The following is a 22,917-nucleotide window of genomic DNA, read 5'->3' on the forward strand; positions in this document are numbered from 1 at the left end:
CGTGGTCCCTTCTTTCATCGGCGCTTTCAACGACTCAACAATCCCCTTCGTCGTCCTCGTCCGCCAGCTTGCCGCGCGACAGGAACAGGGACAGCGCGCTGGAGAACGTGGCCATGCCCCAGAACAGGAAGAAGCCGGCCGAATAGCCTGCCTGGCGCGACACCGGCACATAGCCGAACACCACGATATCCAGCGGATCCACCAGCGCGAACACCACCGCGGTGGTGGCCGCCGCGGCCATGAACGAGGGCCATACGATCCACATCAGCGAACGCCATCCCATGTTCTTCTCCTGTCGTCGTGATCGCGACTGCGTGCTTGCCTGATCGGGCGCTTACTGCGCGCCGGCCGGACGTGCCGGCACGGGGACCTGCGCCTCGGCGGCCTTCTCGACCTTCAGGCCGCGCTTGACGCCCCCGTCATAGATCGCCTGGTCGCCGTAGGACTGGAAGGCCAGGAAGATCGTGATGGCGCACCCCACGATGGCAAGGAACGGACCTGCCATCAGAAGCCAGGGCCAGGGCTCGCGCCACCAGGGGTTGGAAGAGGACGTCGCGGAATTGGCATGGGCCATGAGGGTTCTCCAGGAGTATCGAGTCAGCGGATTCAGCGCGGCACGATGAAGCTGGCCTTTTCTTCCAGCTCGATGGTGCGCCCGTCGGCGTCTTGCGCTTGCGCGCGGAAATGCACGGTATGGGGACCGGGTTCGAGATTCTGCGCGGGCACCTGCAGCACCACGGGCAGGAGGCGGTTCGATGCCGGGTCGAGATGGATGGCGCCGCCGTTCTGCACGGTCAGGCCAGGCAGGCCTTCGGCGCGCAACGTGAGCGTCATGTCGCCTTCCGACACGTTGATGAGCTGCAGGCGGTAGACGTTCTCGATGAGCCCGCCCGCCACTTCGCGGCCCAGCGACGCCCGGTCGCGGATCACGTCGATGCGCAAGGGCGTGCGGGTTGCCAGCGATCCCAGGAAGATGGCCACCAGCACCAGGATCAAAGCTGAATAGATCAGCACGCGCGGACGGAACAACTGGCGGCGCGCCTGCGCGGGCGTCAGCTTGTCCTGCACCGAACGTTCCGACGCATAGCGGATCAGGCCTTGCGGGTATTGCATCTTCTCCATGACCGCATCACAGGCATCCGCACAGGCGCCACAGCCGATGCACATGTATTGCAGGCCGTCGCGGATATCGATGCCGGTGGGGCAAACCTGCACGCACAGGCTGCAGTCGACGCAATCGCCCAGGCCCTGCGCGTGGTGGTCGATCTTGCGCGAGCGCCCGCCGCGCGGATCGCCGCGCTGCTGGTCATAGGTGACGACCCAGGTGTTCGGGTCGACCATCACGCTCTGGAAGCGCGCATAGGGGCACATGTACTTGCAGACCTGTTCGCGCAGGAAGCCTGCGTTGCCCCAGGTACAGAAAGCGTAGAACACCATCCAGAACCACTGCCAGGGCCCCAGGGAAAACGCCGCCAGGGCGCTGCCCAGCTCGCGCATGGGCGCGAAATAGCCGATGAAAGTGAAGCCCGTCCACCCCGCCACCAGCAGCCAGGCGGCGTGCTTGGTCGCCTTGATGCGTACCTTGCGCACGGACCAGGGGTCGCCATCGAGGCGGATGCGCGCGACGCGATCGCCTTCGATGCGCCGCTCGATCCACATGAAGATTTCGGTGTAGACGGTCTGCGGACAGGCGTAGCCGCAGAACAGGCGGCCGGCGACGGCGGTGAAGAGAAACAGCGCCAGCGCCGAGATCACCAGCAGCACCGCAAGATAAATGACATCCTGCGGCCACAACACCATGCCAAAGATGTAGAACTTGCGCGCGCCCAGGTCGAACAGCACGGCCTGGCGGCCGTTCCAGTTCACCCAGGGCAGGCCGTAGTACAGGAACTGCGTCAGGAACACCAGCGCGATCCGCCAACGTGCGTACAAGCCGCTGACCGAGCGCGGATAGATCTTGCGCCGTACGTCGGCCAGCGTCTGCTCGAGCGAGTCGGCGCTGAGGGTGGCTTCGCCGCCCCGCCTCTTGCGCGCGATGGCGGCAGGAGCGGGACGGCTCGCTGAGTCGGATGCGCTGGCGTTGCTCACTGCTTGGACTCCACGGCGGACGGCGTGGCAGCTTGTGCGGTGGACGGGTCATTCGACTGGCGCCAGACCCAGGCGGCCACGATGCGGATCTGCTCGGGCGTCAGCACCTTGTCATGGGCCGGCATGCGGTTCTCGCGGCCTTCCATGATGGTCTGCACGATGGTGCGCTCGGAGCTGCCATACAGCCACACGTCGTCGGTCAGGTTGGGCGCGCCCAGCATCGGGTTGCCCTTGCCGTCGGCGCCGTGGCAGGCCGCGCACGTGCCTTCGTAGCCACGCTTGCCGCGGATCACGCGGATCTGGTCATGCGCCAGGCCCGACAGCGAACGGACGTAGTGCGCGATGTCCGTCGCGTCGCTGGCCGACAGCATTTCCTTGTGCGGCGGCATCATGCCATGACGGCCGTTCGTGATGCTGGCGATGATCGTGTCGGGCTCGCCGCCGTACAGCCAGTCGCGATCGGTCAGGTTGGGGAAGCTGGGGCTGCCCTTGGCGTCGGAACCGTGGCATTGGGCACAGGTGTTCAGGAACAGCCGCTGGCCCATGTCGATGGCGCCCGCGTCGGCGGCGATCGCCGGCACGTCCATCGAGGCATAGCGGGCGTACAGCGGCGCCACCTTGGCCGCGTGGGCCTCGGCGTCCTTCTGCACTTCCTGCGCCGTGGTGTAGCCCAGCAGGCCCTGGTAGGTGCCCAGGCCCGGATACAGCGCCAGGTAGCCCAGGCCGACCAGGCACAGCAGCAGGTACATCCAGGTCCACCAGCGCGGCACCGGATTGTTCAGCTCGCGCAGGTCGCCGTCCCACACGTGGCCCATTTCCTCCCCGTCCTGGCCGGGAGGGCGGCGCGCCAGCCAGGCGCGCTGCGAGAACAGCAGCCACAGGCACCAGGCAATGCCGCCCAGTGCGATCACCGCAATGTAATAGCCCAGGAAGCCGTTGACGAAATCGCTCATGACTGCTTTTCCTCGTTACGCTTTTCCACGCCGACCTGGTCGGCGAACTCGTCGGGCAAGGCGAACGGCAACATGGCCGATTCGCGGTTGGCGCCCTGACGGCCCCGCGAGAAGGCCCACCACACGATCCCGATGAAGGTGAGGAAGCCCAGCGCCGTCATGAAGCCGTTGATGACGCCGATCATTTCTGCACTCCTTGGCTGGCTTCGCGCACGCCCACGCCCAGGTTCTGGAGATAGGCGACCAGCGCGTCTTCCTCGTTCTTGCCCTCGAGGGCCTGCGGCGCGGCATCGATCTCTTCCTGCGAATAAGGCACGCCCAGGGTGCGCAGCGCATTCAGGCGCGGTACGACGGACTGCGGCTGCAGCGGGGTCCTGGCCAGCCACGGGTAACCCGGCATGTTCGACTCGGGCACCACGGCGCGCGGATCGCGCAGGTGGATGCGGTGCCAGTCATCCGAGTAGCGGCCGCCCACGCGGGCCAGGTCCGGCCCGGTGCGCTTCGAGCCCCACTGGAAGGGATGGTCGAACACCGTCTCGCCAGCCAGCGAGTACGGGCCGTAGCGTTGCACTTCGGCACGCAGCATGCGGATCTGCTGCGAATGACAGCCCACGCAACCTTCGCGGATGTAGATGTCGCGGCCCATCAATTGCAGCGGCGAGTAAGGCGTGACGCCGGGGGTCGGCTGGGTAGTCGAGTGCTGGAAGAACAGCGGGACGATCTGCACCAGGCCCGCGAAGGAGATCACGATGATCACGCAGATGATCATCCAGCCGATGTTCTTCTCCAGCGTGGCGTGCGAGAAGAAACCGTGTTGTTGGTGTTGCTGATGGTCAGCCATGTTCGCCTCCTTCTCAAGCCTGCGCCAGGGCGGGTTGCGGCGCGGGGGCCGGGGCCGGGGCCGGGACATCGGCGCCGATAGGCGGGTCGACGGGCGTTGCGCGCCGCACGGTCATCCAGGTGTTCCAGGCCATGATGAAGACGCCGCCCAGGAACATGGCGCCACCCAGCAGGCGGATGCCATAGAACGGATAGGTGGCCTTCACGGCTTCGACGAAGCTGTAGGTCAGCGTGCCGTCGGCTTCGGTGGCGCGCCACATCAGGCCCTGCATGACGCCGGCGATCCACATCGCGGCGATGTAGAGCACCACGCCCAGGGTCGCGACCCAGAAATGCAGTTCGATGGCGCGGGTGCTGTACATGGACTGGCGGCCATAGAGGCGCGGGATCAGGTAGTACAGCGAGCCGAAGCTGATCATCGCGACCCAGCCCAGCGCGCCGGAGTGCACGTGGCCGATGGTCCAGTCGGTGTAGTGCGACAGCGCGTTGACCGTGCGGATCGACATCATCGAGCCCTCGAAGGTCGCCATGCCGTAGAACGACAGCGCCACCACGAGGAACTTCAGGATGGGATCGGTGCGCAGCTTGTGCCAGGCGCCCGACAGGGTCATGATGCCGTTGACCATGCCGCCCCACGAAGGCGCCAGCAGGATCAGCGAGAACGTCATGCCCAGCGACTGGGTCCAGTCAGGCAGCGAGGTGTACAGCAGGTGGTGGGGACCGGCCCACATGTACGTGAAGATCAGCGCCCAGAAGTGGACGATGGACAGGCGGTACGAGAAGATCGGGCGGCCGGCCTGCTTCGGGATGAAGTAATACATCATGCCCAGGAAGCTGGTGGTCAGGAAGAAGCCCACCGCGTTGTGCCCGTACCACCACTGCACCATGGCGTCCTGCACGCCGGCATAGGCCGAGTACGACTTCATCCAGCCGAAGGGAACCTCCAGGTTGTTGAAGATGTGCAGCACGGCGATGGTCAGGATGTAGGCGCCGAAGAACCAGTTGGCCACGTAGATGTGGGCCGAACGGCGCTTCATGATCGTGCCGAAGAACACGATGGCATAGGCCACCCAGACCAGGGTGATCAGGATGTCGATGGGCCATTCCAGCTCGGCGTATTCCTTGCCGCTGGTGAAGCCCAGCGGCAGCGAGATGGCGGCCGCGACGATGACGATCTGCCAGCCCCAGAACGTGAAGGCGGCCAGCGGGCCACAGAAGAGCCGTGCCTGACAGGTGCGCTGCACGACATAGTAGGACGTCGCGAACAGCGCGCTGCCGCCGAAGGCGAAGATCACCGCATTGGTGTGCAACGGGCGCAGGCGGCCGTAGCTCAGCCAGGCCGTGTCGAAATTGAGCTGGGGCCACATCAGCTGCGCGGCGATCAGAACGCCCACCGCCATGCCGACTATGCCCCAGACCACTGTCATGATGGCGAATTGCCGAACGACCCCGTAATTGAAGGTCTCGGCACTGTTCGCGCTTGCCGCGCGGACGCTCATGGTCATCCCCTTTCCCAGGAAAACACGATAGATACGAATGCTTACGTCGATGATGATGCGCGTGCGCAACGCTGGCCGCATTGACAAGAATCAACCTTGATCCCATCAGGGGATTCTTTGCCGGGAACCTCGCCGCGCGGCGTTGCGTGCGCGTCATCGTCGTCAAGCAGGATGGCCTTGCCGGCGGCTTCGGGGTCGTCGTATTGGCCCGAGAAAACCGCCCACCAGAAGAAGCCGCCGATCACCAGCACGAAGACCAGTGACACGGGCAGGAGCAGATAAAGGATTTCCATGGCGCGGTCAGGCAGAGGAGCCCGCGCGCAGGACGGCAAGCGCGGGCACGGGGCTGGCCAGCGCGGGATGGCGCGAGAGACGCCATGCATTGGCCGCCACCGCAAGCGACGACAGCAGCATGGCAAGCGCCGCCAGCCAGGGCGTGACCCAGCCCATCGCGGCGATCGGAAAGGCCAGCACGTGCCAGGCCAGGGAACCGTAGACGTTCTGCGCGGCCACGCGGCGCACCGCGGCGAAATAGCCATCGGCCTGCGACACCGGCAGGCCCGCGCGCAACCGTGCCGCGTCACCCACCGCCAGCGCCGTGGGCACCGAGATCGCCAGCGCACAGGGACAGCTCATGACCAGCAGCGACACCGTGACCGGCAGGGCATGCGCGGGATCCAGATGCCACCACAGCGCCCCTACCGCCAGCGCGGCCAGCACCTGGACCGCGACGAAGAGCGTGGCCACGTGGTCGGCGCGCGCGCTCATGCGGACGCGTTCCGCGTCCTTCCAGCCGCCCTCGCCCAGCAGACGGCTCGTCTGCTGGGCGCGCAGCGCCAGGTAGCGCGCCGTCAGCAGGAAGGCGACGAACATCGAGACGGATTCGAAATAGACTTCGCCGCGGCCCGCGAAAGTGGCATGCACGCTGGGCACGAAGGACGCGACGATGCTGAGCGCCACAGGCACGTCCATGGCGATGCGGCCGCGCCGCAAGGATGCCCAGGCGCCCTGCCAGATGGGCAGCGCGCAGTACACGATGACGGGCGCGGTCAGCACGAGGCTGGCCCAGTTCATCAGGAAGATGGCCCAGTCCAGCACGGCCAGCCCTTCGGGCTCCATTCCGTCATGGCGCAGGTAGGCCGGGAAGGCCAGCATCATCACCTGCATCATCACCAGCCAGGCGAGGCCCAGCTGGACCAGCAGACGGCGGCGCGCGAGGCGCTCGGCCTGCGGCAGTTGCGCGTGCGGGATAGAGAGAGATAGCAGCATGACTGGCATCGTAGAAGTGCCAGCCTGCGCACGCCTTGATGCAGGTCAAGTGCGCGGCGGAAAGCAGCACGGCCGGGCATGCGCCCGGCCGTGCTTCCCTGCGTATCGTACGCCCCGCGCCCCGCGCGCGAGGCGCGCCGGTCAATCCAGGCGGATGTCGGCGCTCTTGACGATGGTGGCCCAGCGGTCGCGTTCCTTCACGAAGAAGGCGTCCAGCTCCTTGGTCGGGCGCACCACGACTTCGGCGCCCTGCTCGCCCAGCTTGCGCTTGATGTCGGGGCGATTGATGATCTCGCCCAGCTTCTCGGACACCAGCTTGGCAGTGGCGTCGCTCATGTTCGACGGCGCCATGATGCCCTGCCAGGTACCCGACTCGAAGCCCTTCACGCCCTGCTCCGAGATCGTGGGAATCTCGGGCACGAGTTCCATGCGCTCGGCCTTGGAAATGGCGATGGCGCGCAGCTTGCCGCTCTTGATGTGCGGCAGCGTGGCCAGCAGGCCGTTCATGATGAGGTCGGTCTGGCCGCCCACCGTATCGGTCAGGGCTTGCGAACCGCCCTTGTAGGGCACGTATTCCCACTTGGCGCCGGTGGCCTGCTCGACGGCGACGGCGGCCAGGTGGGGCGCGCTGCCGATGGCGGTCACGGCAAAGTTCACGCGGCGGGTCTTCGACAGCTCGACGATCTCGGCCAGGGTCTTGGCCGGGAAGTCGGGATGCACCGCCAGCACGTGCGGCGAATAGGCCAGCATGCTGACGCCGCGCAGGTCCTTGGAAGGATCGAAGGTGAGCTTGGTATAGACGGAGGGACTGATGGCCAGCGCGCCGACATCGCACAGCAGCAGGCTGTGGCCTTCGCTGGCGGACTGCACCACCAGGCCCGCGCCCAGGTTGCCATTGGCGCCGGGCTTGTTCTCGACCACCACGGTCTGCTTCAGTTCGGCCGCCAGCGGCTCGCTGATGAGGCGGGCAATGATGTCAGACGACCCGCCCGGCGGATAGGGCACGACCAGGCGGATGGGCCGGGTCGGCCAGTTCTGGGCATGCAGCGGAAGACTCAGGCCGCTCAGGGCCAGCGCGGCCGAACTGGCCAGGAATTGGCGACGATCCAGGGTCATGACATCTCCTCAGTGTGTTGTATGTTGTCGTATGACTTTTTGGACGCTGGCAGTATAAGAGCCCTCTTTTTGAGCGGCGAGCTATCGCTAACCCTTGGATGCGGGGGGCCGCCTCGTGGGGAGAGTGGCCTGGACGCAACAGACCGAAGACTCTTCATCATTGCCTGATCCTATTCACGGACTACCGGAATGAGGCTCAAGAATGAAAAAATGGAGCCATTTCGTATTTTCAAGAGGCGAGTGCCAAGCCCCGCGAGCAGCCCGACCTGCAGCCTGCATGCGGCAGGGCCGCCGACATGCCCGGGCGGCCCTGCGGTCTTGCGAGACGCGACGCCGTCAGGCGATCAGGCGCGCCGGCGTGCGCGGTTCACCGTGCTCGAACTGGGCTTCCTCGGTCGAGCCGGTCAGCGCCGTGGTCGAGGACTTGCCGCCCTCGATGGTCTGCGTCACGGCATCGAAATAACCCGTGCCCACCTCGCGCTGGTGCTTCACCGCGGTGAAACCCTTGTCGACCGCGGCGAACTCCTTCTGCTGCAGTTCGACGAAGGCGCTCATCTGGCGGCGGGCATAGCCGTGGGCCAGCTCGAACATGCCGTAGTTCAGCGCGTGGAAGCCCGCCAGCGTGATGAACTGGAACTTGTAGCCCATGGCGCCCAGCTCGCGCTGGAACTTGGCGATCACGTCGTCGTCCAGGTTCTTCTTCCAGTTGAACGAGGGCGAGCAGTTGTAGGCCAGCAGCTTGCCCGGGAACTGGCGATGGATCGCGTCGGCGAACTTGCGGGCGTACTCCAGGTTCGGCGTGGACGTCTCGCACCAGATCAGGTCGGCATACGGCGCGTAGGCCAGGCCACGCGAGATCGCCTGCTCGATGCCGGCACGCGTGCGGAAGAAGCCTTCGGCGGTGCGCTCACCGGTCAGGAAGGGCTGGTCGTTGTCGTCCACGTCGCTGGTCACGAGGTCGGCGGCGTCGGCATCGGTGCGAGCCAGCAACACGGTGGGCACGCCCGACACATCGGCGGCCAGGCGTGCGGCGGCCAGTTTCGACACGGCTTCACGCGTGGGCACCAGCACCTTGCCGCCCATGTGGCCGCACTTCTTCACCGAGGCCAACTGGTCTTCGAAGTGCACGCCCGCGGCGCCCGCGTCGATCATGGCCTTCATCAGTTCATAGGCGTTCAGCACGCCGCCGAAGCCGGCCTCGGCGTCGGCCACGATGGGCGCGAAGTAGTCGATGTAGTCCGGGTCGCCCGGGTTCTTGCCATCCATCCACTGGATCTGGTCGCAGCGTTGCAGCGCATTGTTGATGCGGCGCACGACCTGCGGCACGGAATTGGCGGGATACAGCGACTGGTCGGGATACATCTCGCCGGCCAGGTTGGCGTCGCCGGCCACCTGCCAGCCCGACAGGTAGATGGCCTTCAGGCCCGCCTTGACCTGCTGCATGGCCTGGTTGCCGGTCAGCGCCCCAAGGGAGTTCACGAAGGGCTCGCTGTGCAGCGATGCCCAGAGGCGCTCGGCGCCACGGCGGGCCAGCGTGTGCTCGGGCTGCAAGGAGCCGCGCAGGCGCACCACTTCGGCGGCGGCGTAGTCGCGCTTGATGCCTTGCCAGCGGGGATTCTCGGCCCAGGATTGCTGCAGGGCACGGATGTCGCTTTCACGGTTGCTCATGGTCTTTCTCCTGTTGCGGTGAGGGTTGAAAACCGTCGCCCCGGTGCAGCGGGCATGGGAGAAAGTCTATTCCTGTGTTGCGTTGCGCAAATGCAGCAAGTCATCTACAAGACGAAAAATTTATTCCATTGAAAACAAACACTTGAAAAAAATTAACCGTATTGTGAAAAGCATTTTCCTGCCATGAAATGCCATTGCGCTGCGGCGCATCATCCATTTTCACCTGTCGGATCACAGCTTTCACGATGTGGAAAACGAGGGGCTGCCGGTACAATGGCCTCACACGCTTTTGCCGCGACCCTCACCATGACGCTTGATTTGCAACACGCCCCGCTGGGCCAGACCGTGGGCTACCCCAGCCAATACGATCCCGCCCTGCTCTTCCCGATTGCCCGCGCGGGCGCACGAGGCGAACTGGGCCTGCCCGCCGACGCGCCGCTGCCGTTTGCCGGCGTGGACCTCTGGAATGCCTATGAAGTGTCCTGGCTGAATGCGCGCGGCAAGCCCGAGGTCGCCCTGGCCCGCTGCGTCGTGCCGGCCGAGAGCCCGAACCTGATCGAGTCCAAGTCGTTCAAGCTCTACCTGAACTCCTACAACCAGACCCGCATGGCGGACGCGGATACGGTGCGCGCGCGCATCGCCGCCGACCTGTCGGCTGCGGCTGGCGCCCCCGTCGCGGTCGAGTTGATCCTGCCGGCCGCCTATGGCGAACTGACGCTGGGCGAGCCCGAGGGCGAGTGCGTGGACGGCCTGGATGTCGAAATCGACCAGTACGCACCGTCAGCCGAGCTGCTGGCGGTGGACGCGGCGCGCGGCGTCGTGCGCGAGACCCTGCTGTCGCGCCTGCTGAAATCGAATTGTCCCGTCACCGGCCAGCCGGACTGGGCAACGGTGCAGGTGTCCTATGAAGGCCCGGCCATCGACCGGGAAAGCCTGCTGCGCTACGTCGTGGGCTTTCGCCAGCACAGCGGCTTCCACGAGCAGTGCGTGGAGCGCATGTTCCTGGACATCCTGGCGCGCTGCCAGCCCACGTCCTTGAGCGTGTATGCCCGCTACACGCGCCGCGGCGGCCTGGACATCAATCCCTGGCGCGGCACCGCCGACCACCTGCCGCCCGCGGACCTGCGCACGCCCCAGCAATGAGAAAGCCCGCTGCGAGGCCCGGACGCTAAGCGGCTGGCCGTGGCGCCGCGGCACTTGCCGCCGAGGAGGCTTCCTGGCTACGGGCCGCGCGTGCAATCAGCGCCGCCAGGCCCGCCGCCGCCGCGAAGGCCAGCGCCGCGCCCAGCCACGGGCCGTGCCGCCACCCGGCATCCAGCATCAGGCCGAACACCAGCGGGCCCAGGGCCGCGCCGACATCCATGCCGGAATACACCAGGCCGTAGACCGAGCCCAGCGAACCGCGCGGCGTGACGCGGCGGATCAGCATGTCGCGCGACGGGCCTGCCAGGCCCGAGAAGAAGCCCGCCAAGGCCACGGCAGGCGCCGCCAGCCAGGCGGGCACGCCGCCCAGCGCCAGCAGCACCAGCATGAGGCCCGCCAGGCACAGGGACGCGGCCACGATGCGCTCGGTGCGCGGCGTCGTGGACACGAGAAAGCCACCGGCCAGGATCCCCGTGGCCGACGCCACCATATAGCCCGACAAGGCAGAGCTGGCGGCAACGGCCGACAGCGCGTACAGGCTGCCCAGCAGGGGAATGGTGTAGTTCTGCACCGCCGAGAAGGCGATCGAGCTCATGGCGAAGAACAGGAAGGCGCCCCACAAGGCCGGCTTGGCCAGCAAGGCGGCGAGCGTGCCCGCCACCGTCGTCGGCCCCACGGCCGGGGCCACGGGCGCGCCCGCCTTGGCGCCGTCCTGCTCGGCGATCTCGCCGTCCAGCAGCTTGCGCGCGACGAGGGTCAGCACCAGGACGGCGCCCACCACCGCCGATGCGCCGAACGCCGCCACGCGCCAGCCATACAGTTGCGTCAGCGTGATCATGAACACGGGCGTCAGCGCCCAGCCCAGGCTGCCGGTCAGGCCATGGGCGCTGAAGGCATGGCCCAGGCGCGGCGCGCTGACGCGGCGGTTCAGGATGGAAAAATCGACGGGATGGAAGACGGCGTTGCCCACGCCGGCAATGACGGCGGCCACGAACAGCATGGTGTAGCCATTGGCCGTGCCGAGCAGGATGCCGGAGAGCACGAAACAGGCCAGGCCGAACCACAGCACGGGACGGGCGCCCACGCGGTCGACCACGAAGCCCGAAGAGGCCTGCCCCAGGCCGGACGTCACGAAGAAGGCCGACACCAGCAGGCCCAGCTGGGCGAAATCCAGGCCGAACTCCCTGCCCAGCGGCAGGTAGAGCGAGGGGATGACCAGCTGGAAGAAATGCGATCCCGCGTGGGCGATGCCGACGACCAGGATGGTCAGCCAGTCGCGGCGGCGGGTGAGCGTGTTGTCCAGGGCGGCCGCGGTCATGGCATCAGAGCGACTTGTCGCGGATGGCAGGCCAGGCGCGTTGCAGGTAGTACAGCATCGACCACACCGTCAGCACGCCCGCCACCCAGATCAGGAGGGTGCCGGCCCAGGCCGCATCCACGCCCAGGATCGGTCGGTCATACAGCAGGCAGGGAATCGCGACCATCTGTGCGGCGGTCTTGAACTTGCCCAGGCGGTGCACGGCCACGCTGGCGCTGGCGCCGATCTGCGCCATCCACTCGCGCAAGGCGGAAATGGTGATTTCGCGGCCGATGATGATGAGCGCGATGAAGGCGTCCACCCGGCCCAGGTTCAGCAGCACCAGCAGCGCGGCGCATACCATGAGCTTGTCGGCGACGGGATCCAGGAAGGCGCCGAAGGCGGAGGTCTGGTTCCAGCGCCGGGCCAGCCAGCCATCGAACCAGTCGGTCAACGCGGCACCGATGAAGCAGATGGCAGCCAGCGTGTCGCGGGTGGCGGGCGCCATCCACGTGTCAGGCAGATAAAACAGCCCGACCACCAGCGGAATCAGGGCGATTCGCAGCCAGGTCAGGACGATGGGAATATTCAGCGGCATAGTGAGGCGTATGCTACCTCAGCTTTGCCCCCCCGTTGCGCCGGGAAGCCGCCCGCGCGCCCGGCGTGGCGCAAATTCCTCAGCCTCGCAGGGCGTCGTGGATGCGCTGGGCCAGCTCGTCGGAGATCCCGTCCACGGACGCCAGGTCCGCCACGCTGGCCGACGCCACGCCCGAAAAACCGCCGAAACGCGTCAGCAGCCGCTGGCGGCGGCGGGCGCCGATGCCCTCGATCTCCTCCAGGCGCGAGACGTTGCGCGCCTTGGCGCGGCGCGCCCGCATGCCGGTGATGGCGAAACGGTGCGCCTCGTCGCGGATCTGCGCGATCAGCATGAGCGCGGCCGACTCGCCCCCCAGGGCCCGCGGCGGGCGTCCGTCGGCAAAGATCAGCGTTTCGAGGCCCACCTTGCGCCCCTCCCCCTTGGCCACGCCCACCAGCGTGCCGATGTCCAGCCCCAGTTCGGCGAACACCTGGCGGGCAATTTCCACTTGCCCCTTGCCGCCGTCGATCAGCACGAGGCCGGGCATGACGGCCTCGCCATCGGCCACGCGGCCGAAACGGCGCGTCAGCACCTGCCGCATGGCCGCGTAGTCATCGCCCGGCGTGATGCCGGCGATGTTGTAGCGGCGATAGAGCGACGGCTGCATGTCGTGGTGCTCGTAGATCACACAGGAAGCCTGCGTGGCCTCGCCCGCCGTGTGGCTGATGTCGAAGCACTCGATGCGCAGGGCATCCAGCGCCGCTTCATCCACGTCCAGCTCAAGGGTCTCGGCCAGGGCCAGGGTGCGTGCGGCGCGCGCACCGGACTCCGACAGCGCGCGGGTCAACGCCAGTTCGGCGTTGCTGAGCGCCTGGTCCAGCCATGCCCGGCGCACGCCTTGGGGACGCGTCAGCACCCGCGAGCGGGTGCCGGCGTGCTCGGCCAGCAGGTCGATGAGCGCCGGGTCGGGCAAGGCATGCGAACAGACCACCACACTGGGCAGGGCGCTGTCCAGGTAGTGCTGTGCCATGAAGGCCGCCAGCACGTCGGCCGGCTGGTCGCCATCGGTGTGCGTCGGGAAGAAAGGCTTGTCGCCCAGGTGGCGTCCGCCACGCACCATCGCCAGGTTCACGCAGACCTTGCCGCCGGCGCTGGCCACCGCGATCACGTCGGTGTCCTCGCCATCGGTCTCTTCCATGGTCTGCTGGTGCAAGACCCGTGACAAGGCGCCCATCTGGTCACGCAGGGCGGCGGCCTCCTCGAAGCGCAATTCGGTCGAGGCCTGCAGCATGCGCGTCTCGATGTCGCCCATGACCTCCCGGGTCTGCCCGTTCAGGAAACGCGAGGCGCGGTCGACGTCGCGTGCATAGTCCTCGGGGTCGATCTCGCCCACGCAAGGACCCGAGCAGCGCCCGATCTGGAACAGCAGACAGGGACGCGAGCGGTTGGCGAACACCGTGTCTTCGCAGGTGCGCAGGCGGAACACCTTCTGCAGGATCTGGATCGTTTCGCGCACCGCCCAGGCGTTGGGGTAAGGGCCGAAGAACTGGCCGGGCCGGCTGGTCGAGCCACGGTAATAGGCGATGCGCGGCGTAGCGTGCGCCGTGATCTGCAGATAGGGATAGGACTTGTCGTCGCGGAACAGGATGTTGTAGCGCGGACGCAGGCTCTTGATGAGGTTGTTCTCGAGGATCAGCGCCTCGGCCTCGGAACGCGTGACCGTGACCTCCAGCCGGACCACGCGCGCCACCATGTGCGCGATGCGGGGACTGCTGGACGTCTTCTGGAAATACGAGGAGACCCGCTTTTTCAGGTCCCGCGCCTTGCCGACGTACAGCACCTCGCCGGCCGCGTCGATGTGACGATACACGCCCGGCAGGTGCGGCAGGCGGGACAGGAAATCCTTGATGTCGAAAGGCGTGTCGGACATGCCGCAAGTGTAGCCGGGCGGCGCATGCCGCCCGGCACGCCAGGATCAGGCCGGTTGCGGCAGGATGGGGGACAGCGCGGCACGGGCGCGCTGGTAGCGGCCTTCAGCCTGCAAGGCCTTCCAGCGCAGGGCCGGCACCTGCGGCATCAGGCGGCGGATGCGGGCGACGGACTCGGCATCCTGCGCATGCGACAAGGTGGCCAGCACCGTGTCGGCCAGGTCGGGCCGGTTGCAGACCAGCACCATGTCGCAGCCCGCCTGCAAGGCCGCGATGGCGCGCGCCGTGATGTCGCCGGCGACCGCAGCGCCTTCCATCGTCAGGTCGTCCGAGAACACCACGCCCTGGTAGCCCAACTGGCCGCGCAGGATCTCGCCGACCCAGCGCGGCGAAAAGCCCGCCGGGCGAGCATCGACCTTGGGATAGATGACGTGGGCCGGCATGACGGCCGGCAGCACGGCATCGCCCAGCCAGCCGTAAGGCGCGGCGTCTTCGGCCAGGATGGTTTTCAGGCTGCGCCGGTCCACCGGCACCGCATGATGGGAGTCGGCCGCCACATGGCCATGGCCGGGAAAATGCTTGCCGCAAGCCGCCATGCCGGCTTGCGCCAGCCCCTGGGCCAGCGCGCGGGCCAGCATGGCCACCACGCGTGGATCGCGATGCAGCGACCGGGTGCCGATCACGCCGCTCACGCCGACGTCCAGGTCCAGCACCGGCGTGAAACTCAGGTCCACGCCGCAGGCGCGCAACTCGGCGGCCAGCACGTAGCCCGCGTCGGTCGCCAGACGCATGGCGTCCAGCGGATCGCGGTCCCAGGCCTCGCCCAGCGCCCGCATCGGCGGCAGATGCGTGAAGCCATCGGTGCGAAAACGCTGCACCCGTCCGCCCTCATGATCCACGCCGATGAGCAGCGGTTCGTCGCGCGCGGCATGGATGTCCGCGCACAAGGCGCGCAGCGTCTTGCGGTCGGTGAAGTTGCGGGCAAAGAGAATCACCCCGCCCACCAGCGGATGGCGCAGGCGGCGCGCTTCCTCGCGCGTGAGCGTGGGGCCGGCCACGTCGACCATGACCGGACCGGGCGGCAGGCGGGTGGCGGAGGCGTCGGAGCGGGTGTGGCGGGGCATGGGCATCACTCTCGTTTCAGTGTTTCCACCACGACGTACGCGGCGGCCAGGTCGGACTCATCGGTCAGGGAAACATGGGCCGCGCCGTAACGCGCCTCGTACCAGGCCTTCAACTCGCCCGACAGCACCACCACGGGGCGCCCGCCGGGCGCGTTCAGCGTCTGCATGCGCGTCCACCACATGGGGTGATGCATGCCCAGGCCGATGGCCTTGGAGAACGCCTCCTTGGCGCAGAAGCGCGTCGCCAGGTAGCGCACGCCGCGCGCGGGGTCACGCTGACGGCGTGCCTCGAAGACGCGCAACTCGTCTTCGCCCAGGATCTTGCGCGCAAAGCGGTCGCCGTGGCGCGACAGCGCGCGCACGACGCGCTCGGTCTTCAGGAGGTCCAGGCCGATGCCGGCGATGGCATTCGGCGGCGTGGGCAGGTCCGGCGTGGCGGCGGGTGTCGTCATGGCGAGGTCGGTTCGGGTTGGGGCTGGGTTCGGACGACAGCCGCTCAGCGGCCGGCGCCCTGCCCCACGCGGGCGGTGACCATCAGCGCCTTCATGTCGCGCACGGCCTTCTCCCAGCCATCGAAGATGGCCTGGGCGACGATGGCGTGCCCGATGTTCAGTTCCGCCAGGCCGTCCAGCGCCGCGATGGCCTGGACGTTGCCGTAGTGCAGGCCATGGCCGGCATTCACCCGCAGACCCAAGGAAATGCCCGCGGCGACGGCCCGGCGCACGCGTTCGATTTCCGCCTGGGCGGCCGCCACATCGGTGGCCTCCGCATAGGCGCCCGTGTGCAACTCCACCACCTGGGCGCCCGTGCGTGCGGCGGCTTCCAGTTGCGCGGGCTCGGGGTCGATGAAGAGCGACACCCGGATGCCCGCGTCATGCAGGCGGGCCACGGCATCGTTCACCGCGGCCTGCGCGCCCAGCACGTCCAGGCCGCCCTCGGTGGTGAGTTCGCTGCGTTTTTCAGGCACCAGGCAGACGTCCTGCGGACGCACCTGGCAGGCGATATCCAGCATCTCGGGCGTGACCGCGCACTCCAGGTTCATGCGGGTGCGCAGCAGGGGGCGCAAGGCGTGCACGTCGGCGTCCTGGATGTGGCGCCGGTCTTCGCGCAGGTGCAGCGTGATGAGGTCCGCGCCGGCTTCCTCGGCGCGCAACGCAGCCTGGATGGGGTCGGGATACGCGGTGTGGCGCTGCTGGCGCAGCGTGGCCACGTGGTCGATGTTCACGCCCAGATCGATCATGGTCTTGTCTTTATGGATACTGTTGTTGCGGCAAAAAGAGGAATGGCGCACACGTTGCCGTGTGCGCCATTGCGCATGGTAGCAGTATCCGGCCGGCTTACTGGGCGGACGTGCCACCCTGTCCGCTGGCGTTGGCCACCGGGATGCCCGGCTGCGCTTGGGCCTGCGGGATCGAGGTCTCGACCCAGCCGCCGCCCAGCGCCTTGTACAGCTCGGTGCGGTTGATCAGCGACTGCAGGCCGGTCTGCACCAGCGACTGCTGGGCATTGAAGTACTCGACCTGGGCAGTCTGCACCTGCAGGAAGTCGTCGATGCCGCCTTCGTAACGCAGGTTGGAGAGCTCCACCGTGCGCGCCGACGACGCCTCCAGCGCGCGCAGCGCCGTCAGCTGCGCACCATAGGTGGCCTCGCCGGCCAGCGCGTCGGACACTTCACGGAAGGCTTGCTGGATCGCCTGTTCGTATTGCGACACGGCGATGTTCTCGCGTGCGCGCGCCAGGTCCACGCCCGCGCGCAGGCTGCCGCCGGCGAAAAGCGGCGCGGCGATCTGGGGCGAGAAGCTCCAGAAACCGGTGCCACCTTCGAACAGGTTCGACAGCGAGCCACTGGCGCTGCCCAGTTGGCCCGTCAGCGAGATCGTGGGGAAGAACGCCGCACGCGCCGCGCCGATATTCGCATTGGCGGCCTGCAGCGCGTTTTCAGCGCCGAGAATGTCGGGGCGGCGCGCCAGCAAGTCGGACGGCAAACCGGCAGGCACCGTGGCCACCAGCTGCTCGCTGCCGAAAGGCAGGGCTTCGGGCAGGTCGCTGGGCAGTTGCTGGCCGATCAGCACCACCAGCAGGTTGACCGCCTGGGCACGTTCACGCGTGAACTGTGCCAGGTTGGAGGTGGCCGTGTTCAGCAGCGTGCGCGACTGGTTGAGCTCCAGCTCGGACGCCACGCCGCCTTCAAAGCGGCTGTTGACCAGGTCGAAAGACGACTGGCGCGATTCCAGGGTGCGGCGCACCAGGTCCAGCTGGGTATCGGCCGCGCGCAGCGAGAAATACGCCTGCGCGACCTGGCCCACCAGGTTGATCTGCACCGAACGGCGTGCCTGCTCGCTTTGGAGGTATTGCTGGCGCGCGGCTTCCGACAGGTTGCGCAGGCGGCCGAACAGATCGATCTCGAACGCGGTGAGGGCCAGGCCGCCCTGGTACTGGGCCGTGACGGCGTCCTGTCCGGGCTGGCGCAGCGCCTCGGGCAGGCGCTGGCGCGTGCCCTGGACACCCACGCCGATGCTCGGGAATTGCTCGCCGCGCTGTTGGCCATAAAGCGCACGCGCTTCTTCGATACGCTGGACGGCAATCCGCATGTCGCGGTTGTTCACCAGCGACAGTTCGATCAGCTTCTGCAGACGCTGGTCGTGGAAGAACTCGCGCCAGCCGATGTCCGCGGCCGGGATGCCCTGCTCGGGCGCCACCGCCGTGGCGGCCTGCGTGCCGGTCTTGCCGCTGGCTGCGTCCTCGTCCAGCAAGGGCTGGTCGGGCCAGTTGGCTGCAATGGGCGCGTCGGGGCGCTTGTAGTCGGGCGCCAGCGAGCAGCCGGCCAGCGTCGCTGCCGCCACCACGGACACCCAGAGGCGGGAAATGGTCAGGCTTTTCATGCCTTGCCCTCATGATCAGGATGATTCTTCTGGTCGCCGCCCTGCTGGGCCGCTTCCAAGCGTTGCTTCTCTGCCTGCTCCTGCGCGTGGGCCTTGGCCTCGGCGCCCAGCAGGCGGGGCTTGGTCTTGAAGAGACCCAGCACCGCGACGAAAAACACCGGCACAAAGATAACCGAAAACGGCGTGGCGGCCAGCATCCCGCCAATCACGCCCACTCCCACGGCGTTCTGGCTGGCGGCGCCCGCGCCGCTGGCCAGGACCAGCGGCACCACGCCCAGGATGAACGCCAGCGAGGTCATCAGGATGGGACGCAGGCGCAGGCGTGCTGCCTCGATGGCGGCTTCATACAGACCGGCGCCACGCGCATAGGCATCCTTCGCGAACTCGATGATCAGGATCGCGTTCTTGGCCGCCAGGCCGATCACGGTCACCATCCCCACCTGGAAGTACACGTCGTTGCTCATGCCCGTGAGGGTCACCAGGCCCACGGCGCCCAGCATGCCCAGCGGCACCACCAGCATCACCGACAGCGGAATGGCCCAGCTCTCGTACAGCGCGGCCAGCACCATGAACACCACCAGCATCGCCAGCCCCATCAGGATCAGCGCCTGGTCGCCCGCCTGCTTTTCCTGGTAGGACAGGCCGTTCCACTCGTAGCCGAAGCCCGGGGGCATCTGCTGCATCAGGCGTTCCATCTCGGCCATGGCGGCACCCGAGGAATAACCCGGCGCGGCGCCGCCTTCCAGGCGCATCGAGGGATAGCTGTTGTAGCGCACCACCTGCGACGGACCCTCGCCCCACTCGTAGCTGACGAAGGAAGACAGGGGAACCATGTTGCCCTGCGCATTGCGGGCGTTCAGGCGCAGCACGTCCTTCAGGTCCATGCGGTAGGCCGCGTCGGCCTGCACCCAGACGTTCTGCATCCACCCCAGGTTGGGGAACTTGCCCAGGAAGGCCGAACCCACCGAGGTCGACAGCAGCGTGGCGGCCTCGTTGAAGTCCACGCCCAGCGCGGCAGCCTTCTCGCGGTCGATCGTCAGGCTCAGCTGCTGGCCCGGTCCCAGGCCGGTGATGCGGATATCGCCCAGCACGTCGCTCTTCATCGCCAGGCCCATCAGGTCGGCCGTGGCCTGCGCCAGCGCCTCGGCGCCCGCGCCGCCCCGATCCTGCAGGCGGAAGTCGAAGCCCGACGCGTTGCCCAGCGACGAGATGGCGGGCGGGATCACCGTGATCACCATGGCGTCGCGGGTGCCCATCAGCAGCTTCTGCATGGCGCCGAAGGAGACGGCCTGCGCCGAGCCACCCTCGCCCTTGCGCTCGGAGAAATCCTTCATCGGCGCGAAGATCAGCGCCGCGTTCAGGCCGCTGCCGTTGAAGCTGAACCCCCGCACCGAGATCACGTTCTCGGTGGTCGGAAGGTCCATGAAGTACTTCTCGACATCCTCGATCACCTCCATCGTGCGGTTCGCCGACGAGCCCGACGGCAATTCGATGTTGGTGATGGTGTAGCCCTGGTCTTCCTCCGGCAGGAACGAGGTGGGCAGGCGGAAATACAGCCAGCCCAGCGCGATCACCAGGATCAGATAGATGATCATCATGCGGCCGGACCGGTGCACGAGACGGGACACCACGTTCTGGTAGCGATTCGTGCCCGCCTCGAACTTGCGGTTGAACCAGCCGAAGAAGCCCTTCTTCTGCTCATGGTGCCCCTTCGGGATGGCCTTGAGCAGCGTCACGCACAGCGCGGGCGTGAACGTCAGCGCCAGGAAGCCGGAGAACATGATGGACACGGCCATCGCCACCGAAAACTGGCGATAGATCACGCCCACGGAGCCCCCCATGAAGGCCAGCGGCAGGAACACCGAGGTCAGCACCAGCGTGATGCCGACGATGGCGCCGCTGATCTGCGGCATCGCCTTGGCCGTGGCTTCCCGTGGGGAAAGGCCATCCTCCACCATGATCCGCTCGACGTTCTCCACCACCACGATGGCGTCGTCCACCAGGATCCCGATGGCCAGCACCATGGCGAACATGGTCAGCACGTTGATGGAGAAGCCCAGCGCCAGCATGACCCCCAGCGCGCCCAGCAGCGCCACCGGCACCACCAGCGTGGGAATGATCGTGTAGCGCACGTTCTGCAGGAACAGGTACATCACCAGGAACACCAGCACCATGGCCTCCGCCAGCGTGTGGAGCACCTGCTCGATGGACACCTGCACGTAAGGCGCGGTGTCATAGGGAATGCTGTACTCGACGCCGCCCGGGAAGAACGCGGACAGCTCCTCCATCTGGTCGCGCACCCCTTGCGCCGTGGCCAGTGCGTTGGCGTTGGGCGCCAGCACGATGGCGAACGCCGCGGTCGGCTGGCCGTTCAGGCGCGCGCCGAACTGGTAGTTGTCGGCGCCGACCTCGACGCGCGCGACATCGCGCAGCCGCACCATCGAGCCATCCTGGTTGGCGCGCAGCACCACGGCGCCGAAGGCGTCGACGGAACTCAGCTGGCCGTTGACCATGACCGTGGCAGTCGTGCGCGTGGCGTCCAGGTTGGGCGGCGCGCCCAATTGGCCGGCCGGAATCTGGGCGTTCTGCTGCGAGATGGCCTGGTTCACGTCGGCCATGCTGAGGTTGTAGGCCACCAGCTTGTTCGGATCGACCCAGATGCGCATCGCGCGTGGCGCGGCGAACAGCTGGAACCGGCCCACGCCGGGCACCCGGGACACCGGGTTCTTGATATTGCGGGTGATGTAGTCGGCCAGCGCGATCTGGTCCATGGACCCATCGACCGACGACACCGCCCCGATCATCAGGAAGCCCGCGCTGGTCTGCTCGAAAGTCAGGCCCTGCTGGGTGACCGCGGTAGGCAGTTGCGCGGAGATGTTCGACACGCGGTTCTGCACGTCGACCTGCGCCATGTCGGGATCGGTGCCGGGACGGAAGGTCACGGTGATCTGCGCCTGGCCATTCGAATCGCTGACCGATTCGTAGTACAGCAGGCCCTTGGCGCCGTTCAGCTCGTTCTCGATGATGCTGGTGACCTGCTCGGCCACGTCCTCGGCGGACGCGCCCGGATAGGTGGCCGTGATCTGGATCGCGGGCGGCGCCACGTCCGGATACTGGGCGACCGGCATGTTCGGTATCGCCAGCAGGCCAGCCAGCGTGATGAACAGGGCGACCACCCAGGCAAAGATTGGTCTATCGATGAAAAATTGCGGCATGAGGGCGGACTCGGATAGAGAGGCTCACGAAACCCGGGGGCGATCCGCCCCCAAGGCTTACGACGACTGCTTGGGCGGCTGCTCGGCCTGGCTCGGCTGCGCGCCGGGCGCCTGGCCAGGTTGCTGGCCGGGTTGTTGGCCTTGCTGCTCGCCTTTCGGCTGCCATTCGGTGGGTTTGGCAGGCGCGCCGGGACGGATCTTCTGGAAACCCTCCACGACGACCTGGTCGCCAGGATTCAGCCCCTGCGAGATGATGGTGCGCGCGCCCACGACGGGACCCGTCACCACCGAAATCTGCGCCACCTTGCCGTCACGCAGCACCATCAGGCTCTGGCGGCCGTCAGGCGTGCGCTGCAGCGCCTGTTGCGGCACCAGCAACGCTTTCTCGTTCACGCCCTGCTCGAAGCGCACGCGCACGAACATGCCGGGCAGCAGGATATCGTCGGGGTTCTCGACCTCGGCACGCACATTGACCTGGCCGGTGCCAGGGTCCACCGACATGCCGGTGAAAAGCAGCTTGCCCGGATGCGCGTACTCGGTGCCGTCGTCCAGCACCACCGTCACGCGCGCGGCGTCCGCGCCGATCTTCTGCAACTGGCCTTCGGCGAACGCGCGGCGCAGTTGCGCGAGATCGGCGGTCGACTGGTTGAAGTCGACATAGACCGGGTTCAGCTGCTGCACCAGCGCCATCTGCGTGGCAGTGCCAGCCTCGACCAGCGCGCCTTCGGTCACCAGCGGCTTGCCGATGCGGCCATCGATGGGCGAATCGACGTCGGTGTAGTTCAGGTTGATCTTGGCATTGTCCAGCGCGGCGCGCGCGGCGGCGACCGCCGCATCGGCCTGGCGGGCGGACCCCACGGCGTTGTCGTATTCCTGCTTGCTGACGGCGTTGGCCTTCACCAGCGGCTCGTAGCGGTTGGCCAGCTGGCGGGCCGTGTACAGATCAGCCTGCGCCTGCTTCAACTGCGCGGCAGCCTGGTCATAGGCGGCCTTCATGGGCGCCGGATCGATCTTGAAAAGACGCTGGCCCTTCTTGACGTCGCCGCCCTGCTCGAATTCGATCTTCTGCACGATGCCGGTCACGCGTGCGCGGACTTCGGCATTGCGCACGGCGTCGATGCGGCCCGGGAGTTCGGTCACCACGGGCGCGCGTTGGGGCTGCACCGTCACCACGCTGACCTCGGGCATGCCCGGGTTCATCTGCGGCTGCTCCTTGCAACCCGCCAGCGCCAGGGACGCGGCAAGTGCCAGAGCAAGGGTGGTGGTTCTCGGTGTGAACGAAGAAAGGAAGCGCATGGAGACTCTCTGATCAGGACGC

General features: G+C 67.2%; 20 protein-coding genes and 1 pseudogene. 1 reads left to right on the forward strand and 20 read right to left on the reverse strand.

Going from position 1 to position 22,917, the window contains the following annotated elements:
* Positions 1–34 precede the first annotated feature (34 nt).
* The 11 genes and pseudogenes from ODI_RS14040 to aceA all read right to left on the reverse strand — a co-directional run bounded on the left by ODI_RS14040 (position 35) and on the right by aceA (position 9,433).
* Positions 35–283 (reverse strand): hypothetical protein, encoded by a 249-nt coding sequence (locus tag ODI_RS14040; RefSeq protein WP_067751493.1) that lies wholly within the window; start codon positions 281–283, stop codon positions 35–37.
* A gap of 51 nt (positions 284–334) precedes the next feature.
* Entirely contained in the window at positions 335–574 is a 240-nt protein-coding gene (locus ODI_RS14045) for a hypothetical protein (RefSeq protein WP_067751496.1), read from the reverse strand.
* Positions 575–606: 32 nt separating this feature from the next.
* Positions 607–2,088: a cytochrome c oxidase accessory protein CcoG gene (ccoG, locus tag ODI_RS14050; RefSeq protein WP_082985222.1), complete on the reverse strand. Its 1,482-nt coding sequence runs from the start codon at positions 2,086–2,088 to the stop codon at positions 607–609.
* Positions 2,085–3,041, reverse strand: a complete 957-nt coding sequence (gene ccoP, locus ODI_RS14055; RefSeq protein ID WP_067751498.1) for a cytochrome-c oxidase, cbb3-type subunit III — start codon at positions 3,039–3,041, stop codon at positions 2,085–2,087. The genes ccoG and ccoP overlap by 4 nt, the downstream gene beginning before the upstream one ends.
* Positions 3,038–3,226 carry a cbb3-type cytochrome oxidase subunit 3 gene (locus ODI_RS14060; protein ID WP_067751501.1) on the reverse strand — a complete coding sequence of 63 codons (189 nt, stop codon included), beginning with the start codon at positions 3,224–3,226 and terminating at the stop codon, positions 3,038–3,040. The genes ccoP and ODI_RS14060 overlap by 4 nt, the downstream gene beginning before the upstream one ends.
* Entirely contained in the window at positions 3,223–3,882 is a 660-nt protein-coding gene (gene ccoO / locus ODI_RS14065) for a cytochrome-c oxidase, cbb3-type subunit II (protein WP_067751504.1), read from the reverse strand. The genes ODI_RS14060 and ccoO overlap by 4 nt, the downstream gene beginning before the upstream one ends.
* 13 nt (positions 3,883–3,895) lie before the next feature.
* Positions 3,896–5,380 carry a cytochrome-c oxidase, cbb3-type subunit I gene (gene ccoN, locus ODI_RS14070; protein WP_067751937.1) on the reverse strand — a complete coding sequence of 495 codons (1,485 nt, stop codon included), beginning with the start codon at positions 5,378–5,380 and terminating at the stop codon, positions 3,896–3,898.
* A gap of 152 nt (positions 5,381–5,532) precedes the next feature.
* Positions 5,533–5,673: pseudogene (gene ccoS / locus ODI_RS22545) on the reverse strand (cbb3-type cytochrome oxidase assembly protein CcoS); the annotation flags it as partial.
* 7 nt (positions 5,674–5,680) lie between these two features.
* Entirely contained in the window at positions 5,681–6,649 is a 969-nt protein-coding gene (locus ODI_RS14080; RefSeq protein ID WP_231968059.1) for a P-type ATPase, read from the reverse strand.
* A gap of 141 nt (positions 6,650–6,790) precedes the next feature.
* Positions 6,791–7,765: a Bug family tripartite tricarboxylate transporter substrate binding protein gene (locus tag ODI_RS14085; RefSeq protein WP_067751510.1), complete on the reverse strand. Its 975-nt coding sequence runs from the start codon at positions 7,763–7,765 to the stop codon at positions 6,791–6,793.
* Positions 7,766–8,101: 336 nt separating this feature from the next.
* Positions 8,102–9,433 (reverse strand): isocitrate lyase, encoded by a 1,332-nt coding sequence (aceA, locus tag ODI_RS14090; RefSeq protein WP_067751512.1) that lies wholly within the window; start codon positions 9,431–9,433, stop codon positions 8,102–8,104.
* Between the two features lie 306 nt (positions 9,434–9,739).
* On the opposite strand from aceA, the gene queF reads away from it, so the two are divergent.
* Positions 9,740–10,576: an NADPH-dependent 7-cyano-7-deazaguanine reductase QueF gene (gene queF / locus ODI_RS14095; RefSeq protein WP_082985242.1), complete on the forward strand. Its 837-nt coding sequence runs from the start codon at positions 9,740–9,742 to the stop codon at positions 10,574–10,576.
* Between the two features lie 25 nt (positions 10,577–10,601).
* Here queF and ODI_RS14100 read toward each other — a convergent pair whose 3' ends face one another.
* From ODI_RS14100 to ODI_RS14140, 9 genes are all read right to left on the reverse strand, one after another.
* Positions 10,602–11,894: an MFS transporter gene (locus ODI_RS14100; RefSeq protein ID WP_067751518.1), complete on the reverse strand. Its 1,293-nt coding sequence runs from the start codon at positions 11,892–11,894 to the stop codon at positions 10,602–10,604.
* A gap of 4 nt (positions 11,895–11,898) precedes the next feature.
* Positions 11,899–12,471, reverse strand: coding sequence for a CDP-diacylglycerol--glycerol-3-phosphate 3-phosphatidyltransferase (gene pgsA, locus ODI_RS14105; protein ID WP_067751521.1), 573 nt, complete (start codon positions 12,469–12,471; stop codon positions 11,899–11,901).
* A 79-nt stretch (positions 12,472–12,550) separates the two neighbouring features.
* Positions 12,551–14,380, reverse strand: coding sequence for an excinuclease ABC subunit UvrC (gene uvrC, locus ODI_RS14110; protein ID WP_067751524.1), 1,830 nt, complete (start codon positions 14,378–14,380; stop codon positions 12,551–12,553).
* 45 nt (positions 14,381–14,425) lie between these two features.
* Entirely contained in the window at positions 14,426–15,502 is a 1,077-nt protein-coding gene (gene nagZ, locus ODI_RS14115) for a beta-N-acetylhexosaminidase (protein WP_067751940.1), read from the reverse strand.
* A gap of 5 nt (positions 15,503–15,507) precedes the next feature.
* The gene (gene acpS / locus ODI_RS14120; RefSeq protein ID WP_067751527.1) at positions 15,508–15,954 is read right to left on the reverse strand and encodes a holo-ACP synthase; all 447 of its coding nucleotides are present in this window, start codon (positions 15,952–15,954) and stop codon (positions 15,508–15,510) included.
* Positions 15,955–15,998: 44 nt separating this feature from the next.
* Positions 15,999–16,742: a pyridoxine 5'-phosphate synthase gene (locus ODI_RS14125; protein ID WP_067751530.1), complete on the reverse strand. Its 744-nt coding sequence runs from the start codon at positions 16,740–16,742 to the stop codon at positions 15,999–16,001.
* A gap of 97 nt (positions 16,743–16,839) precedes the next feature.
* Positions 16,840–18,384: an efflux transporter outer membrane subunit gene (locus ODI_RS14130; protein ID WP_067751533.1), complete on the reverse strand. Its 1,545-nt coding sequence runs from the start codon at positions 18,382–18,384 to the stop codon at positions 16,840–16,842.
* Positions 18,381–21,599 (reverse strand): efflux RND transporter permease subunit, encoded by a 3,219-nt coding sequence (locus ODI_RS14135; protein ID WP_067751536.1) that lies wholly within the window; start codon positions 21,597–21,599, stop codon positions 18,381–18,383. The genes ODI_RS14130 and ODI_RS14135 overlap by 4 nt, the downstream gene beginning before the upstream one ends.
* A 57-nt stretch (positions 21,600–21,656) precedes the next feature.
* Complete coding sequence (locus tag ODI_RS14140; protein WP_067751539.1) at positions 21,657–22,895, reverse strand: efflux RND transporter periplasmic adaptor subunit; 1,239 nt, start codon at positions 22,893–22,895, stop codon at positions 21,657–21,659.
* Positions 22,896–22,917: the final 22 nt, after the last annotated feature.

Origin of the sequence: Orrella dioscoreae (assembly GCF_900089455.2) — a bacterium.
Classification (GTDB): domain Bacteria; phylum Pseudomonadota; class Gammaproteobacteria; order Burkholderiales; family Burkholderiaceae_B; genus Orrella; species Orrella dioscoreae.

What these genes read in the sequence shown, in the direction of transcription:
- ODI_RS14135 (WP_067751536.1), bottom strand. Translation starts at nt 21,599, where the DNA reads ATGCCGCAATTTTTCATCGATAGACCAATCTTTGCCTGGGTGGTCGCC.
- aceA (WP_067751512.1), bottom strand. Translation starts at nt 9,433, where the DNA reads ATGAGCAACCGTGAAAGCGACATCCGTGCCCTGCAGCAATCCTGGGCC.
- ODI_RS14140 (WP_067751539.1), bottom strand. Translation starts at nt 22,895, where the DNA reads ATGCGCTTCCTTTCTTCGTTCACACCGAGAACCACCACCCTTGCTCTG.
- ccoN (WP_067751937.1), bottom strand. Translation starts at nt 5,380, where the DNA reads ATGAGCGTCCGCGCGGCAAGCGCGAACAGTGCCGAGACCTTCAATTAC.
- ODI_RS14085 (WP_067751510.1), bottom strand. Translation starts at nt 7,765, where the DNA reads ATGACCCTGGATCGTCGCCAATTCCTGGCCAGTTCGGCCGCGCTGGCC.
- ccoP (WP_067751498.1), bottom strand. Translation starts at nt 3,041, where the DNA reads ATGAGCGATTTCGTCAACGGCTTCCTGGGCTATTACATTGCGGTGATC.
- ODI_RS14130 (WP_067751533.1), bottom strand. Translation starts at nt 18,384, where the DNA reads ATGAAAAGCCTGACCATTTCCCGCCTCTGGGTGTCCGTGGTGGCGGCA.
- ODI_RS14125 (WP_067751530.1), bottom strand. Translation starts at nt 16,742, where the DNA reads ATGATCGATCTGGGCGTGAACATCGACCACGTGGCCACGCTGCGCCAG.
- ODI_RS14080 (WP_231968059.1), bottom strand. Translation starts at nt 6,649, where the DNA reads ATGCTGCTATCTCTCTCTATCCCGCACGCGCAACTGCCGCAGGCCGAG.
- ODI_RS14045 (WP_067751496.1), bottom strand. Translation starts at nt 574, where the DNA reads ATGGCCCATGCCAATTCCGCGACGTCCTCTTCCAACCCCTGGTGGCGC.
- queF (WP_082985242.1), top strand. Translation starts at nt 9,740, where the DNA reads ATGACGCTTGATTTGCAACACGCCCCGCTGGGCCAGACCGTGGGCTAC.
- acpS (WP_067751527.1), bottom strand. Translation starts at nt 15,954, where the DNA reads ATGACGACACCCGCCGCCACGCCGGACCTGCCCACGCCGCCGAATGCC.
- ODI_RS14060 (WP_067751501.1), bottom strand. Translation starts at nt 3,226, where the DNA reads ATGATCGGCGTCATCAACGGCTTCATGACGGCGCTGGGCTTCCTCACC.
- uvrC (WP_067751524.1), bottom strand. Translation starts at nt 14,380, where the DNA reads ATGTCCGACACGCCTTTCGACATCAAGGATTTCCTGTCCCGCCTGCCG.
- pgsA (WP_067751521.1), bottom strand. Translation starts at nt 12,471, where the DNA reads ATGCCGCTGAATATTCCCATCGTCCTGACCTGGCTGCGAATCGCCCTG.
- ODI_RS14100 (WP_067751518.1), bottom strand. Translation starts at nt 11,894, where the DNA reads ATGACCGCGGCCGCCCTGGACAACACGCTCACCCGCCGCCGCGACTGG.
- ccoO (WP_067751504.1), bottom strand. Translation starts at nt 3,882, where the DNA reads ATGGCTGACCATCAGCAACACCAACAACACGGTTTCTTCTCGCACGCC.
- nagZ (WP_067751940.1), bottom strand. Translation starts at nt 15,502, where the DNA reads ATGCCCCGCCACACCCGCTCCGACGCCTCCGCCACCCGCCTGCCGCCC.
- ODI_RS14040 (WP_067751493.1), bottom strand. Translation starts at nt 283, where the DNA reads ATGGGATGGCGTTCGCTGATGTGGATCGTATGGCCCTCGTTCATGGCC.